Source organism: Bradyrhizobium sp. LTSP857 (assembly GCF_000938285.1).
GTDB lineage: Bacteria > Pseudomonadota > Alphaproteobacteria > Rhizobiales > Xanthobacteraceae > Bradyrhizobium.
On sequence record NZ_JYMS01000049.1, the window covers coordinates 868,332 to 882,704 of the forward strand.

General features: G+C 65.3%; 14 protein-coding genes. 6 read left to right on the forward strand and 8 right to left on the reverse strand.

Annotated elements, in window-relative coordinates; genetic code table 11:
• Positions 1-7: 7 nt before the first annotated feature.
• A complete protein-coding gene (gene flgC / locus UP06_RS37580; RefSeq protein ID WP_045008656.1) occupies positions 8-433 on the reverse strand; it encodes a flagellar basal body rod protein FlgC in 426 nt (141 codons plus the stop codon).
• A gap of 18 nt (positions 434-451) precedes the next feature.
• Positions 452-856 carry a flagellar basal body rod protein FlgB gene (flgB, locus tag UP06_RS37585; RefSeq protein ID WP_045008657.1) on the reverse strand — a complete coding sequence of 135 codons (405 nt, stop codon included), beginning with the start codon at positions 854-856 and terminating at the stop codon, positions 452-454.
• A 351-nt stretch (positions 857-1,207) separates the two neighbouring features.
• Here flgB and UP06_RS37590 point away from each other — a divergent pair, with 351 nt between their 5' ends.
• Together UP06_RS37590 and fliP are read left to right on the forward strand one after the other, a co-directional pair.
• Positions 1,208-2,176, forward strand: coding sequence for a flagellar biosynthetic protein FliO (locus tag UP06_RS37590; RefSeq protein ID WP_045008658.1), 969 nt, complete (start codon positions 1,208-1,210; stop codon positions 2,174-2,176).
• Positions 2,173-2,928, forward strand: a complete 756-nt coding sequence (gene fliP, locus UP06_RS37595) for a flagellar type III secretion system pore protein FliP (RefSeq protein WP_045008659.1) — start codon at positions 2,173-2,175, stop codon at positions 2,926-2,928. The genes UP06_RS37590 and fliP overlap by 4 nt, the downstream gene beginning before the upstream one ends.
• A gap of 211 nt (positions 2,929-3,139) precedes the next feature.
• Here the strand turns inward: fliP and UP06_RS37600 are convergent, their stop codons facing one another.
• The 6 genes from UP06_RS37600 to fliL form a co-directional block, all read right to left on the reverse strand.
• Positions 3,140-3,376 (reverse strand): hypothetical protein, encoded by a 237-nt coding sequence (locus tag UP06_RS37600; protein WP_045008660.1) that lies wholly within the window; start codon positions 3,374-3,376, stop codon positions 3,140-3,142.
• Positions 3,377-3,456: 80 nt separating this feature from the next.
• Positions 3,457-7,224 (reverse strand): hypothetical protein, encoded by a 3,768-nt coding sequence (locus tag UP06_RS37605; RefSeq protein WP_045008867.1) that lies wholly within the window; start codon positions 7,222-7,224, stop codon positions 3,457-3,459.
• Between the two features lie 102 nt (positions 7,225-7,326).
• Positions 7,327-8,085 (reverse strand): MotE family protein, encoded by a 759-nt coding sequence (locus UP06_RS37610; protein WP_045008661.1) that lies wholly within the window; start codon positions 8,083-8,085, stop codon positions 7,327-7,329.
• Between the two features lie 9 nt (positions 8,086-8,094).
• A complete protein-coding gene (locus UP06_RS37615; RefSeq protein WP_045008662.1) occupies positions 8,095-8,541 on the reverse strand; it encodes a DUF6468 domain-containing protein in 447 nt (148 codons plus the stop codon).
• The gene (fliM, locus tag UP06_RS37620) at positions 8,538-9,740 is read right to left on the reverse strand and encodes a flagellar motor switch protein FliM (RefSeq protein ID WP_045008663.1); all 1,203 of its coding nucleotides are present in this window, start codon (positions 9,738-9,740) and stop codon (positions 8,538-8,540) included. The genes UP06_RS37615 and fliM overlap by 4 nt, the downstream gene beginning before the upstream one ends.
• A 19-nt stretch (positions 9,741-9,759) precedes the next feature.
• Complete coding sequence (gene fliL / locus UP06_RS37625) at positions 9,760-10,260, reverse strand: flagellar basal body-associated protein FliL (RefSeq protein ID WP_045008664.1); 501 nt, start codon at positions 10,258-10,260, stop codon at positions 9,760-9,762.
• Positions 10,261-10,643: 383 nt separating this feature from the next.
• Here fliL and flgF point away from each other — a divergent pair, with 383 nt between their 5' ends.
• Genes flgF through flgH form a run of 4 tightly spaced genes read left to right on the forward strand, consistent with a single transcriptional unit; the run spans position 10,644 to position 14,110 of the window.
• Positions 10,644-11,405 carry a flagellar basal-body rod protein FlgF gene (flgF, locus tag UP06_RS37630; protein WP_045008665.1) on the forward strand — a complete coding sequence of 254 codons (762 nt, stop codon included), beginning with the start codon at positions 10,644-10,646 and terminating at the stop codon, positions 11,403-11,405.
• A 16-nt stretch (positions 11,406-11,421) separates the two neighbouring features.
• The gene (flgG, locus tag UP06_RS37635) at positions 11,422-12,210 is read left to right on the forward strand and encodes a flagellar basal-body rod protein FlgG (protein ID WP_045008666.1); all 789 of its coding nucleotides are present in this window, start codon (positions 11,422-11,424) and stop codon (positions 12,208-12,210) included.
• Positions 12,211-12,220: 10 nt separating this feature from the next.
• On the forward strand, positions 12,221-13,339 hold the full coding sequence (gene flgA / locus UP06_RS37640; RefSeq protein WP_045008868.1) for a flagellar basal body P-ring formation chaperone FlgA: 1,119 nt from the start codon (positions 12,221-12,223) through the stop codon (positions 13,337-13,339).
• Between the two features lie 3 nt (positions 13,340-13,342).
• Positions 13,343-14,110: a flagellar basal body L-ring protein FlgH gene (gene flgH, locus UP06_RS37645; RefSeq protein WP_045008667.1), complete on the forward strand. Its 768-nt coding sequence runs from the start codon at positions 13,343-13,345 to the stop codon at positions 14,108-14,110.
• The last annotated feature ends 263 nt before the right edge of the window (positions 14,111-14,373 follow it).

The window sequence follows — 14,373 nt, forward strand, 5'->3', positions numbered from 1 at the left end:
TTCCCGTTCAGCTCTTGAGGATGTCGAGCGTGCGCTGGATCATCCGGCGCGTCGCACTGATGATGTTGACATTGGCCTCGTAGGACCGCTGCGCATCGCGCATGTCGGTCATCTCGACCACCGAATTCACGTTGGGATATTTGACGTTGCCGCTGGCGTCCGCAGCCGGACTGCTCGGCTCGTATTTGACGCGAAAGTTGGACTGGTCGGGCTTGATCTTTCCCAGCGTGACGACTTGCGCATCGAGCGTGCGGTCGAGCGCGGAGGAGAACGTCGGCACCTTGCGCCGGTAGGGATCGCCGCCGGCGGTCTGCGAGGTCGAATCCGCATTCGCGATGTTTTCCGAGATCACCCGCATGCGCCCGGCTTGTGCGCGCAACCCGGAGGTTGCGATCGCCATCGAACGGGCAAAGTCGCTGCTGTCATTGGCCATAATGCACCTCCTCTAGCTCTAGCCCTTGCCGATCGCGGTCTTCAGAAGATGCAGGCTCTTCGAATAGAGCGAGGTCACCGCCGCATAATCCATCTGGTTGCTGGCGGACTTCATCATCTCTTCCTCGAGATTGACGGCGTTGCCCGCAGGGCGGGTCTCGAAGCCCGCATTCTTGTTCTGGTCGAAGCTCGAGGCCGCGCCGGACGGCGTCATGTGGGAAGCGCTGGTGACGGCCATGGCCAAGGGCCCCGTCGAGCCTGCTGGAACGCCGGTCTTGTCGAATTTCGGCTCGACCAGGTCGCGTGGCCGGAAACTGGGCGTGTCGGAATTGGAGACGTTCTCGGACAGGACGCGCTGGCGTTCCTGGTGCCACTGCATCTTGGTGCGAAGCGCCGACAGCACCGGGAGATCGTTGATGGACATCGTTGCGGCTCCTTCCGCCTCGCAGGACCCATGGTCCGAAGCTAGGCAGAATTTGCCGCGTGTATGGTTAACAGGTGGTTAAGGCGCGGGAGATGCATGTTTCCGGCTGGGACATGTATTGCAGCCCCCGTGATTCTACGCGTTCCAAAAGCCGCATTAACCCAACCGTTTGGCCGCGCGTGCACAGGCCAAGAAGTCGTTTTGGATCGGGCGATTCATAGGTTATTAAGGGTTGGGGACGGCAAAACTTGCCGCGGGACGTTAAGAGATCGCAGTTTTTGGGGCATCGCACGCCGGTGGTCGGCGCATCGACCATAGGCACGAGAGAAGCGCCATTTACCGGGGACAGGTATGAACGGTAGCCCTATCACTTTCATCGTCGCGTTCATCGTCGTACTGGCGTTGATCGGCGTCGCCGCGTGGCTGGTCCGCCGATTCGCGACCACCCGGCTCGGCGCCAACACCCAGCGCGGCAGAATGCCCCGGCTCGCCGTGATCGACGCGGCCGCGGTCGATGGCCGCCGGCGCCTGGTGCTGGTCCGGCGTGACAATGTCGAGCATCTCCTGATGATCGGCGGCCCGACCGACATCGTCGTCGAACCGAACATCGTCCGCGCCGCGGCTGGCCGCGACCAGCTTCCGCAGCGCTCCAATGCCGCCGAACCGCCGCGCCTCGCCCCGATGCCCGACACCGGCAGCTGGGCCGACGAAGCGCCGCGGCCCGAAGTGCTCGACCATCCCGAGCCGCAAATGCCCGAGCCGCCGCCGCGGCCCGCGCGTCCCTCCTTCGCCGACGAAGTCCGCCGGCCGGCGCCTGCTCTGGCCGAGCGCCGCAGCGATCGCAGCGATCCCTTGGCCGGCTTTACGCCTGAGCCGATCACCCCGCGTCCCGAGCGCGAACTGCGTCCGGACCCGGTGCCGCCGCGCATTGCCCGCAGCGAACCGCCACTGATGCCGCGCCCGCCGCGCCAGAGCGAGCCAATGAAGGTGCCGCCGGTGCGCGCCGAGCGCACGGCCGCGCCCCCGCCTCCTCCGCCTGTGCCGCAGGCTCCGCCCGTTCCGCCGCCGGCCGCTGCCGCGCCGTCGAGCGCCGAACAAAATCTCGCCGAAATGGCCCAGCGCCTCGAGGCTGCCCTGCGCCGTCCGGCTGGCGAGACGGTCGCGCCTCCGGTGGCGCCGGAGCCGCCGGCAGCTCCGCCGCGCGTGGCACGCAGCGAGCCACCGGCCTCGCCGGTCAGGCCGGCTCCGGAGAAGACCAGCTTTGAGAATCTCGAAGACGAGATGGCCTCGCTGCTCGGCCGTCCGAAGCCGTCTTCGTGAGGCTGCAGGCCCTCCCGCGTAGAGTTTTCTTTTTTTCTGTCCTGATCGCCGCGGCTTCGCTCGCGATGCCTGCGCACGCGCAGGACATCAGCATCAATCTCGGCAGCCAGGGCGGCGGCGGTGTCACCGAGCGCGCAATCCAGCTCATCGCGCTGCTCACGGTGCTGTCGATCGCGCCGTCGATCCTGATCATGATGACGTCGTTCACGCGCATCGTGGTCGTGCTGTCGTTGTTGCGCACCGCGATGGGCACGGCAACCGCACCGCCGAACTCGGTGATCCTCGCGCTCGCGATGTTCCTCACCTTCTTCGTGATGGGACCGGTGCTGCAAAAATCCTACGACGACGGCATCCGCCCGCTCGTCGCCAACCAGATCAGTGTCGAGGACGCGCTCCAGCGCGCCTCCGTGCCCTTGCGCGGCTTCATGCAGAAGAACGTGCGCGAGAAGGACCTGAAGCTTTTCCTGGATCTCTCCGGCGAGCCGCCGCCGGCCACGCCCGACGAGCTCGCGCTGCGCATCCTCGTCCCCGCCTTCATGATCTCGGAGCTGAAGCGCGCTTTCGAGATCGGCTTCCTGCTGTTCCTCCCGTTCCTGATCATCGACCTCGTCGTCGCCTCGGTGCTGATGTCGATGGGCATGATGATGCTGCCGCCCGCGACGATCTCGCTGCCGTTCAAGCTGATCTTCTTCGTGCTGGTCGACGGCTGGTCGCTGGTGGCGGGGAGCCTGGTGCAGAGTTACGGGGGATGAGGCTTTGGGCGAATCCTCTCCATACCCGCTGTAACCTCCGCTCCCTCCCCGTCATTGCGAGGAGCTCTTGCGACGAAGCAATCCAGGCTGCCTCTGCGGAAAGCTTCTGGATTGCCTCGCTGCGCTCGCAATGACCAGAATGTGGCTGCGTGCCGGACCGCACTTCGCGCGCGGAATGGCCCGGCATCACAGCAAGCGAACGACGACGCCCCTACCCCTTCACGTCATACTGTTTGCTGAGGTGATCGCCGATCTGCACCAGCATAGCGACGCTTTCGGGGAAGCCGGGCTTGTCTCGCGTCGCCTGATCGGCATCGGCGCGGAACTCCCAGCTGTCGCCGTCGCGGACGATTGAGATGACCAGGCCATCGGGACCGTCGGCATGGACCTTCAATTCGGCCCGCGCCATCGCAATGAGTTCGGCTTCGGTTTTGGCAGGCTTGCTCATATCGCGGCTCTCCCGGCATGAAGGTACGCAGGTTGCCGCCTTGCGCGGCACCTGTCGAGAGGTCAGAGGTAGCAGGATCCCTACCGCGTCATCTTGATCTGCCGCACGACGGGGATCGTGGGCAGCGAGCCGGTGTGGTCGGTCTCGTCCTTGGCCTGTGGGGCGGCCGGTGCGCGGGCGGTGGCGTCGGGGAAGCGCTGCTTCATGTCGCGCAAGAAGCCGTCGAGCGTGTCGACACTGGCAGCGAGCTTGGCGATGTCGGCGAATTCGGCGCTTGAAGCCCCTGCCGGCTTGCTGGCGATGTCGAAGGCGAGCCGGTCGGCGCTCTCGCTCATCAAGGGCGCGTATTTCTCGCGGAAGCGCGACAGCCCGATCGAGTCATCGGCGAGCGCGTAGCCGACCGCGGCGCGGATGATGTCGCTCTTCTCCACCGCATTGAGCGGCTTGAAGTCGCGGAAGCGCTCGCCGTAGTAGAGCTCGATCTGCTCGGCGGATTCGCGCCAGCGCCGCGCCGCCCAGAAGATGTCCGAGCGCAGGCGGAGCACCTCGCGGCCCGAAACGTTGGAGACGATGTCGAGCGCGAGATCGTGGCGGCCGACGTCGCTCTGCGCGCGGGCTTCCAACAGCAGGCGCTGCTGCCGCAACTCGCCGGAGAGGTCGCTGATGCGGCTCGCGCGCAGCGCCGTGATTGCCATGTCCGGCTTGCGGTTGGCCAGATAGATCATGGACAGGCGCGCGGCGACCTGCGCGCGCGCGGCGCCTTCGAGGCGGTGGTCGACCTGGTATTGCAGAAGCTCGGCGGCCTGGTCGAGCAGATCGATCGAGGCGAGGCGATCGGCAAGACGGCGGATCAGCTCGTCGCCGCGGCGGCCGATCGGCGTCAGCTCGCGGAACTCGTAGAACATCCCTAGTGCCTCGACCGGCGGCAGCTCGTCGCCCTTCGGACCCAGGAAGATCTGCGTGAACAGGTCGGACGCGAGGTCCTGGGCCTGGCGCGAGGCTTCTGCGTTCGGCTGGAGTTTGGTCGCGGTGCGCGCCGCCGTGAGCGCGTCGCGGTAGCGCCCATTCTCCGAGTACATCTGCGACAGCATCTGGAGCGTCTTGACCTCGATCGAGTCGCCACGCCAGGTCATTGACAGCGTCTCGAGCTCGCGCAGCGCGTCTTCCTTGCTGATCTCGTCGCGCTTCTGCCGCAGCGCGATTTCGAGCTGCTTGGCTTCGGCCGCCGCCGGCCGATCGTTCGAAGCGACCGCGAATTTGTAGTCGTCGAGCGCGTCCTTGTCGTGGCCGAGCGCCTCGGCAAGCCGGCCGCGCAGTACGGCAAAGCCTGGCGCGGCCTCAGGGGACACGCCGACCACTTCGAGCTCGCCGCGGCGCTTGGAGGCGCCGGCGTAGTCCTTCACCTCGAGCGAGGCGCGCATCGCGTCCATCGTCACGATGCGCTGGATGTCGAGCGGCAACGAAGCGATGGCGAACTCGACGTTCTTGAACTTCTCGCGCGCGTCGGCCCATTTGCCCTGGCGCGCATAGGCGAGCGCCTTCCAGAGCTGGGAATCGTGGCTGTTGCCGATCACGGGATTGGCGAGATCCTTCAGGCCCTGCGCCGGCCGGCCGATCAGGATGCTCGCGATCGCATGCATGATCAGCGCGCTGCTCTCCTCCTTGTTGAGGGGATCGGTCAGCATCACGTCGGTGACCGACTTGGCCTCGTGATACATGCTGCGCGACATGTAGAATTGCGCGAGATCGAGCCGCGGCAGCGAGCGCTGCGCCGGCTCGACGGCCGAGATCGCCGTGATCAGATCGCTCTGGCGCGTCCAGAAATCTTCCGACTGGCCCTTGCGCCAGCCCTCGGGATTGAAGATCGGCCGCACTGCGGTCGGCGCCCGCTCGGCCGAGACGTCGACCGGCGAAAGCGTCAGGCCGCCCTTCTTGCCGAGAATGACCTTGTCGGATCCGACCTCGACGCCGATCTCATCGGAGTTCGGCCGGATTGCGATGCCGTGCGCGGATTCGAGCAGCGAGAGATCGACGAGGTCCTGCCGCTTGATGAAGCCGCGGACCGGCCGCCCTCCCGTGACGACGTAGAGCGTGTCGCCGGCATCGGGATCGGTAAGCTTATGCAGGAGGCCCGGGTTGGCAAAGGGGATTGCAATATTGGCGAGCGCAGGATCGGTGATGTTGCGCGACATCATCAGCGGCAGCGGCGTCGCCTGGATCTTGTCGGCGAGCGTGAGCAGCCAGTTTGTCTCCTTGCCGACCTCCTCACTGGTCAGGGAATAGACCAGCGGACGGGTGAGACGGATGCGCACCGCCTGCCCCTTCTCGAGCGGCATGCGGGCGACATCGCCGATCATCGCGCCGCCTCTGGCGCGGATCGCCTCGAGGTCGATCGGCTTTTGCGAGTCGAACACCAGCCACACCGTGTCGCCGCGGCGGAACGCCGCCGCCGGCGTTGCGACCTGAAGCGGGAACGTCACGCGCAGGCCGTCGCTGTCGCGCCGTACGTCGACGCTGGCTGCAGCGGGCGCCGGCGCGGCTTGAGCCTCGGCAGGTGCAGCCTTGGGCGCCTCCTTGGGAGTTTCCTTCGGAGTTTCCTTGGCTGCTTCCTGGGGCTCTTGCTTGATCGGCTCCTTCGCGGCTTCCTTCACGACCTCTTTGGGCGCTTCGTTCACCACGGGCTTGGCGGGCGCGGCGGCTTCCATTGCGGGCTGCGCGGGCTTGGACGCTTCCGTGACGTGCGGAGCTTCTGTAGAGGTTATTGCCGGTGCCGGCTTCGGCGCCTCAGCGGGTGGCGTTGCGGCGGGCGCTTCCGGCTTACCTTCGGGCTTCACCTCGATCTTAGCTTCGCGCGCGATCGTCTCCGAGGTTGGTGGCGTGATCTCGCTATGGGCGTCCTTCGGCTTCGCGGCCGCCGGCTTTTCCGCAGATCGCGCCGCTCCGTGACCACCGGATTCGGCCTTCGCGATCGCAGCTTCAGGCGTTGCAGCCGTCTTGCCCTTGTCGGGCTGGAAGGCGACGTCGACGACGTAGTTCTTATCGTCGCGGAATGAGTGCACGTCGGAATCGCCGATCAACAATATCTCGACCGACGTCGTGTCGATATCGGCCTTCTGCTTGATCGAGGCAACGTTCGGCGGTGCCGCGACGACGGCATCTGCGAGGTCGAAACTGAGATTGGCGTTGAAGGCGAGCGTGAGCTTCTGCTCGTTGAGCACGGAGGAGACACCGACGCCGTCGGGCATCTCGAACACGAAGCGCACGAAGGTCGGCTGCACCGAGGCACGCACGCGGATCGGCGGCCGCTTCTTGGTTTCGGCCGCAGCGCGCTGGGCGCGCAACGCCCGCTCGGCGACGCGCGCGCGCTCGGCGAGTTCTTTCACCACGTCCATCGGCAGGCTTGGTGGCGGACCCTTCCAGCCCTCCGGCAGCAGGTCGACGAAGGTGCGCTCGCCGGCATTCATGGTGTTGACGGTGACGCGCCGCGCCAGCGACAGCCTTATGGCGCCGCCATCGGGATCGCGCCGGGCGGAGTTGACGTAATCGGGCGCGCCTTCCGGAATGCGATCGACGGGAACGTCGACGGGCCGGTCGAAGCGGATGATGAGGATGGAGCCGGCGGTCGTCACCTCGGAGGGAATATCCTCGCCGAGCTTGATCACGAGACGGGCAAAGCCGCCGCCGGCCGAAAAACTCGCCTCGCCGCGGACCGCATCGGCCGCGCGGGCGGCGCTGAGGCCGATCAGGAGGCAGGCCGCCAGCACAGGGACGCTGCGGACATGGCGCGACAACCCCAGCGCCAGGGCGCGGGCTCGCGACAACAATCCAGCGGCAGCCTCTCGCGCCATTGGCAGCATTTCTTCCGGTTCGGCGGTCCATGCCGGCACTGGCGCCGGCCCGTGCCGTCGACTGTAGATTTTGCCAATTAAGGACTTCTTAAGTATGAGCCCTCAATTCGGCTTTTGGGTTGGCTTGCCGTCGATCTTGGGGAGATCGCCGGCAGAAGCGGACTGATCCCCGCCGCCATTGGCACGGCGCGCCATCTCGACCGTCAGCCGCTCGGCGGCCTCGGGCGACATCAGGCCGAGGATATCGGACATCTTTCGCGGCGCGATCTGGGTGGCGATCTCGATCAGCACGCCCATCTCGAGGCGGTCGAACACCCGCGCGGCGTCCTTCGGCTTCATGCCTTCATATGTGGTGATGAGGCCCTTCATGCGCTGGGCTTCGGCGGCCTTCTGCTCGGCCTGCGTCGCGGAGATGCGGGATTCCACCGCCTTCATCTCCTCGACCTTGTTCTCGATGCGCTTCTCGGCCGACTTCAGCAGGCTCTCGCGGATGTCGATCTCGCGCTGGCGAGCCTCGATCTCCTGGCGGCGCGACTGTAACCGTTCCAGGATCGCGCGCTCCGAGGCCGAGACCTGCGGCTGGGCCTCCTCCACCTTGACCATGGTGCCCTCGGGCTTGGACTCGGGAGCAGCGGGCTTCGGCGGCTCCGGCGCACCATGGGTCGAACCGGTGATGTCAGGGTCCTCCCGCCCGGTCGGGAAGTTCAGATTTTCCTGCGCCCAGGACTTCTTCACGGTGTTCGGCTGGTAGTCGAAGACATAGCCGCCATTGATCACGAGGCCCGCGACCTTCAGCGTGGCGAGACCTGCGACCGCAACCAGGACGACCGGAATGACGCGGATGTTACGAAAGGACTTCATACCCTGACTTTATGCGGCAAGACCGTTGGACCTTCGGCGTTCGGAGAATGCCTCGGCCGCAGCCGCCACCGCCTTCGCGGCTGACGGCTTGGCCGCGGGCGCGGCGGCAACTTCCGGATTCGTCACGGGACGCGCGGCGATCGCGATCTTGGAGAGGCGGCGCACCACGTTGTCGGCTTCGCCGAGCTGCTTGTAGAGCTGCTCGGACATCTGCGTGGCGGCAGCAAGCTGGCTGCCGAGATTCTCGTTGACGTCGCGCACAGCGAGCTTCAGCCCGCCGATCGCGCGCTCGGCGATCTCGGTCGCGGTGATCAGCTCGCCGATCACCGCTTTCAGCGAATGCTCGTCCGCCTTCAGCCGCGTCAGCCGCTTGTTGAGCAGGATGCAGTAGCCGATCGTGAGCATCAGCAGGATAGCCACCAGCGTTTCGATCGCCATTCCTAGAGAGTGGTTCATGGGGCCTCCATCATCTTGTTCTGCTCGTCCACCTTCTCGAACATCGCAAGTGTCGTACTTGGCTTGCGCAGGGGTTTCGTCACCCGAATCGCGACGCGGTCGCCGACCCGGCCCATCCGTCCCTCGGTAAGCGTGACGTCGCCGCAGCGGACGGTGACGTTGGCATCCGCGCGCATATCGAGCGGCAGCGTGTCGCCGACCTTCAACCGCATCAGCTGCTTGAGCGGAATGTCGGCCTCATAGAGCACGGCATCGACGGCGATCTCGGCCTGGTTGATCTCGGTGGCGAAATGGCCCTCCCAGATCGTGTCGCGGCCGAATTTTTCGCCCATGAACATCTGGAGCAGAACGGCCCGGATCGGCTCGATGGTCGCGTAAGGCAGCAGCAGCTCGATGTTGCCGCCGCGATCTTCCATGTCGATGCGCAGGCGCACCAGGATGGCGGCGTTGGCGGGACGGCTGATCGCGGCGAAACGCGGGTTGGTCTCGAGCCGGTCGATCGTGAAGGTCACCGGCGACAACGGCCGGAACGCCTGCTCGGCGTCGGCCAGCACCACCTCGACCAGCCGCTTGACCAGCTCGGTCTCGATCGTGGTGTAGGGCCGGCCCTCGATCCGGAGCTGGCTCGCGCCGCGGCGACCGCCGAGCAGCACGTCGATCATCGAATAGATCAGGCTGGAGTCGACCACCGCCATGCCGAAATTGTCCCACTCCTCGGCCTTGAACACCGTGAGCACGGCCGGCAGCGGGATCGAGTTCATGTAGTCGCCGAAGCGCACCGAGGTGATGCGGTCGAGCGAGACTTCGACATTGTCGGAGGTGAAATTGCGCAAGCTTGTCGTCAGCAACCGCACCAGGCGGTCGAAGACGATTTCGAGCATTGGCAGACGCTCGTAGGAGACCATCGCCGAATCGATGATCGCGCGAATGCCGGAATGGTCGTCGAGCGTGACATCGCCGACGGTGAAGCCGAGGAGATTGTCGATCTCCTCCTGCGACAGCACCCGCTCGCCGGAGTTCTTGCCGGTGCCGAGATCGCGGCTGCCGTCCTCGACCATGGCCGCCCATTGCAGGGCCATGGTCTCGGATAATTCGTTCTCGGCAGCAGCCTTTGCAGCCTCCGCGGGATCCTCGGAATCGAGCGAGGCCTCCCATTGGGCGGCAATTGCATCCTGGTCCGGTTGGTCGTTGCCTGCCATGATCCCTAGCCCACCATGCTCACTGGATCACGACTTCCTTGAACAGCACCGCGCTGACCTGAACCGGCGCGACCGCCGCGTTGACACGCTTGGTCAGCTCTTCCTTGAGGCGGAAGATGCCGGCGGAGCCGTTGAGGTCGGAGGAACGAAGCTCGCGCACATAGGTCTGGAAGATGTCGGTGATGCGCGGCATCGTCGGCTTGATCGCCTCGATCTGCTTCTCTTCCTTCAGCTCAAGCACGATCTTCAGCTTCAGATATTGCACACGCTCGCCGGGTGCGCCGGCGAGGTTGACCATCATGTCGGGCACGTCGACGAAGGCCGGCGGCTTCGGCGGCGGTGCGACCTCGGCATGGTGCTCGTCGTCGCCGTGACGGAAGAAGAAGAACCAGGTCGCAGCGCCGCCGCCGAGGACGGCGAGCAGGCCGACGGCCATGATGATGAGCTTGAGCTTGTTCTTCGGCGGAGCGGCTTCCGCGCCGTCGGCGCCTGCGCCGCCTTCCGCTTCATTCTCTGCCATGGTTGATAGGGCTCGCTCATCTCAAAAAGGGTCGAAAGAGCGAAGCCTCCTGGCAGACAGTGACGCGATACAAATGCCCCAGCGCAAAGCGCTCCTCTTACCTGCAAACGCTACGGTAATAATGGTTAACGGAACCTTTCGTTTGGGCTTCCACTAGGAAAAATCTGCCGGGCAAACATGGCTAACAGAACCTTTCTTCCTCCCGCCGGCACGCTCTAAAAATAGCCAAGCCGTTGCAATCATGTAATTTTCCGCGTTGGCACGGCTTTCGCTGAGAGAGCACCGAGACCCGATGGTTTGGGAGAACCGGATGGTCTCGTTCACGGGGTCGGCCAAGGCGCTTGGGAGAGCGGGTGGCGGATCTCACTCAGGGGAGATCTCCGATGCAGAACGCGCTTCTGATCGGCCTGTCACGGCAAATGACGTTGGAGCGGCAGATGGATGTCATCGCCAACAACGTCGCCAACGTTAACACCAACGGCTTCAAGGCCGACCATTCGCTGTTCGAGGAATTTCTCAACTCGAACGCGCATGAGGACAATTTCGTCAGCTCCGACCGCCGGGTGTCCTATGTGCAGGACCGCGGCACCTACCGCGATATCGGCCAGGGACCGATGGAGCCGACCAACAACCCGCTCGACATGGCGATCAACGGCAACGCCTATTTCGCGGTGCAGGCCAATGGCGGCGAACGCTACACCCGCGACGGCAAGTTCTCGCTCAACAACACCGGCCAGCTCGTCACCTCGGACGGCAACCTCGTGCTCGGCACCGGCGGCCCGATCACCTTCCAGCCGACCGACCACGACATCAACATCGCGCCCGACGGCACCGTCACGGTGCTCGAGGGCACGGCAAAGACCGACTCGATCCGCGGCAAGGTCCGCATGGTGTCGTTCGACGATCCGGCCAAGCTGACCAAGCTCGGCGCCAATCTCTACAGCGCCGGCTCGGCCAACCAGCAGGCCGACACCAAGTCCACCGTGCAACAGGGCTATATCGAGAAGTCGAACGTGAATTCGGTCGGCGAGATGAGCCACATGGTCGAGGTCATGCGCAGCTACACCGCCGTCGCCAACCTGCTCCAGCAGCAGAGCGACCTCCACAAATCGGCGATCGAAAAACTCGCCGACGTTCCGGCCTGATTGAGGAAAAACTGACATGCAGGCGCTTCACACCGCAGCGACCGGAATGGCGGCACAGGAACTCAACGTTCAGGTGATCTCCAACAACATCGCCAACCTCCGCACCACCGGCTTCAAGAAGCAGACCGCGGCGTTCCAGGACCTGATCTACGAGCACGTCCGCCGCGTCGGCGCCCAGTCGTCCGACCAGGGCACCATCCTGCCCGTCGGCGTCGACATCGGCGGCGGCGTCAAGACCGTCGGCACGCCGCGCAGCATGACGCAAGGCACGCTGTCGCAGACCGGCAACGATCTCGACACGGCGGTCTCGGGCGAAGGCTTCTTCAAGATCCTGATGCCCGATGGCACCTACCAGTACACCCGCGACGGCACCTTCCAGATGGACAATCAGGGCCGCATCGTTACTGCGCAGGGCAACCCGGTGCAGCCCACGATCACGATCCCGAACAACGCCTCGGGCCTCACCGTCAACGTGCAAGGCCAGGTCTCGGTGACGCTGCCGGGCTCGTCGACCTCGACCATCCTCGGCCAGATCGGCCTGACCCGCTTCATCAACAAGGCGGGCCTCCAGCCCGTCGGCAGCAACCAGTTCACCGAGACGCCCTCCTCGGGCCCGCCGCAGGACGGCACGGCAACCGCAGAAGGCTACGGCAGCATCACTCAGGGCAGCCTCGAGCAGGCCAATGTCGACGTCGTCTCCGAGATGAGCGACCTGATCGCCGCGCAGCGCGCCTACGAGATGAACGCCAAGGTGATCAGCGCCGCAGACCAGATGATGCAATCGACCACGGCGTTGTTCCGCTGAGGTAATGACGATGATCCGTACCACGCTCGCCACCATCTCCGCCCTGCTCGTGCTGGCGCTGCCGGCGCAGGCCGCCGACGACGGCATCGCCGCGCCGACGCTGCGCGCCAGCATCACCGTCACCTCCGACGTGGTGCGGGTCGGCGATCTCATCGACAATGCCGGCTCGGCCGCGCTGATCCCGGTCTACCGCTCGCCCGATCTCGGCACCACCGGCGCGCTGCCGGTCGCCCAGGTCCTGAGCGTGCTGCGTGCCAAGCAGGTGATCGGCGTGATGACCGGCGACATCAAGGAGGTGTCGGTCACCCGCCTCGCCCGCACGCTCGCCAACAAGGATCTCGAAAACGCGATCGCCTCCGCGCTCGAGCGTCGCTTCGGCCTCGGCGAGGCCGCCAACATCACCGTCACCTTCGACCGCGGCGTCTCCGACATGCGCCTCGACGCCGGCAACACCGGCACGCTCCAGCCGGTCGCGACCCGCTACGACGCGCGCAGCGGCCGTTTCGACATCGCCTTCGAGGTCAGCAACGACAACAATCCGACGCCGACCAAGCTGCGCTTCACCGGCACCGCGATCGAGACCGTCGAGGTCGCCGTCCTGACCCGCGACATCGAACGCAGCGAGATGCTGAAATCTTCCGACGTCGCGCAGGAGCGCCGGCCGAAGGCGGAAGTCACGGGCGAAGCCGCCACGCGCGAGCGCACTGTCGGCATGCAGCTGCGCCGGCCGATGCGCGCGGGCACGCCGATCCGCGTCGCCGACATCGCAAAGCCCGAATTCGTGCAGCGCGACCAGAATGTCACCATCATCTACCAGGTGCCGGGCCTCTACCTCACCACGCGCGGCAAGGCAATCGAAAGCGGCGCCGAGGGCGATATCGTCAACGTGCTCAACGTGCAGACCAAGCGCACTCTGACCGGCGTCGTCACCGCCCGCGGCCAGATCACGGTGCAGGGTGTGAGTCAGGCCCCACCGATGGCGCCCGCGGTCGAGCCGGCGGACCAGACCTCGTCACTCCAGCGCGACGTGCCGACACCGGCAGCTCCAGCACCGGTGTCGCCGACCAAAGTCTCGCAAGCCCAGATCCCGCCAGCCCAATTCGTGCAAGCTCAAGCAAAGTCAGAGTAAGTCATGTCCGCTTTCAGTTCGGCTTCCCGTCGTCGTCGCGTTGCGCTTTCCGGCCTGCTGCTCGCAACCTCAGCACTGGCGAGCGGCTGCTCATCGATCGACCGTCTGTCGCAGATCGGCGAACAACCGAAGATGTCGGCGATCGACAATCCGACGACGCAGCCCGGCTACAAGCCGGTGCAGATGCCGATGCCGAAACCGGAAGTCGCCTCCTACAATCCGAACTCGCTGTGGCGCAACGGCAGCCGCGCCTTCTTCAAGGACCAGCGCGCGACCCATGTCGGCGACCTCCTGACCGTGACCGTGAACATCACCGACAAGGCCAACATCGCCAACGAGACCCAGCGCAGCCGCACCAACTCTGAAGACTCAGGCATCACCGATTTCATCGGCGCCAAGACGCTCGGCGCCCAGGCGCAGAAGGTGCTGCCCGGCCGCATCCTCACCGCCGACTCCACCGCCTCCAGCGACGGCAAGGGTTCGGTCAATCGCCAGGAAGCGTTGCAAACCAATGTCGCCGCGGTCGTCACCCAGGTGCTGCCGAACGGCAACCTCGTGGTCGAAGGTAAGCAGGAGATCCGCGTCAACTTCGAGATCCGCGAGCTCGTGGTCGCCGGCATCGTCCGCCCCGAAGACATCCAGAGCGACAACACCATCGATTCCAGCAAGATCGCGCAGGCCCGCATCGCCTATGGCGGCCGCGGCCAGATCATGGACGTGCAGCAACCGCGCTACGGCCAGCAGGTCATGGACGTGCTGCTGCCCTTCTAGCCTTCTTTAAGAGCTCCCACATCGTGTTCGCGAACCTAGGCGCGAACGACGATGTACTACGCGGCCTCCGGTAGCTCCCCTGCCGGAGGCCGCATATTTTGCGGTGTCGCGATTGCGAGCCGCGAGTTTGCAAGCAGCCGCGGCGCTGAGGCACCGCAATACACTCCGTCATTGCGAGCGCAAGCGAAGCAAGCCAGAATTCTGCCGCCGATACAGTCTGGTGTTTTCGGGTATATGCTGTGCCCGGGACCCGCGGCGCGCTG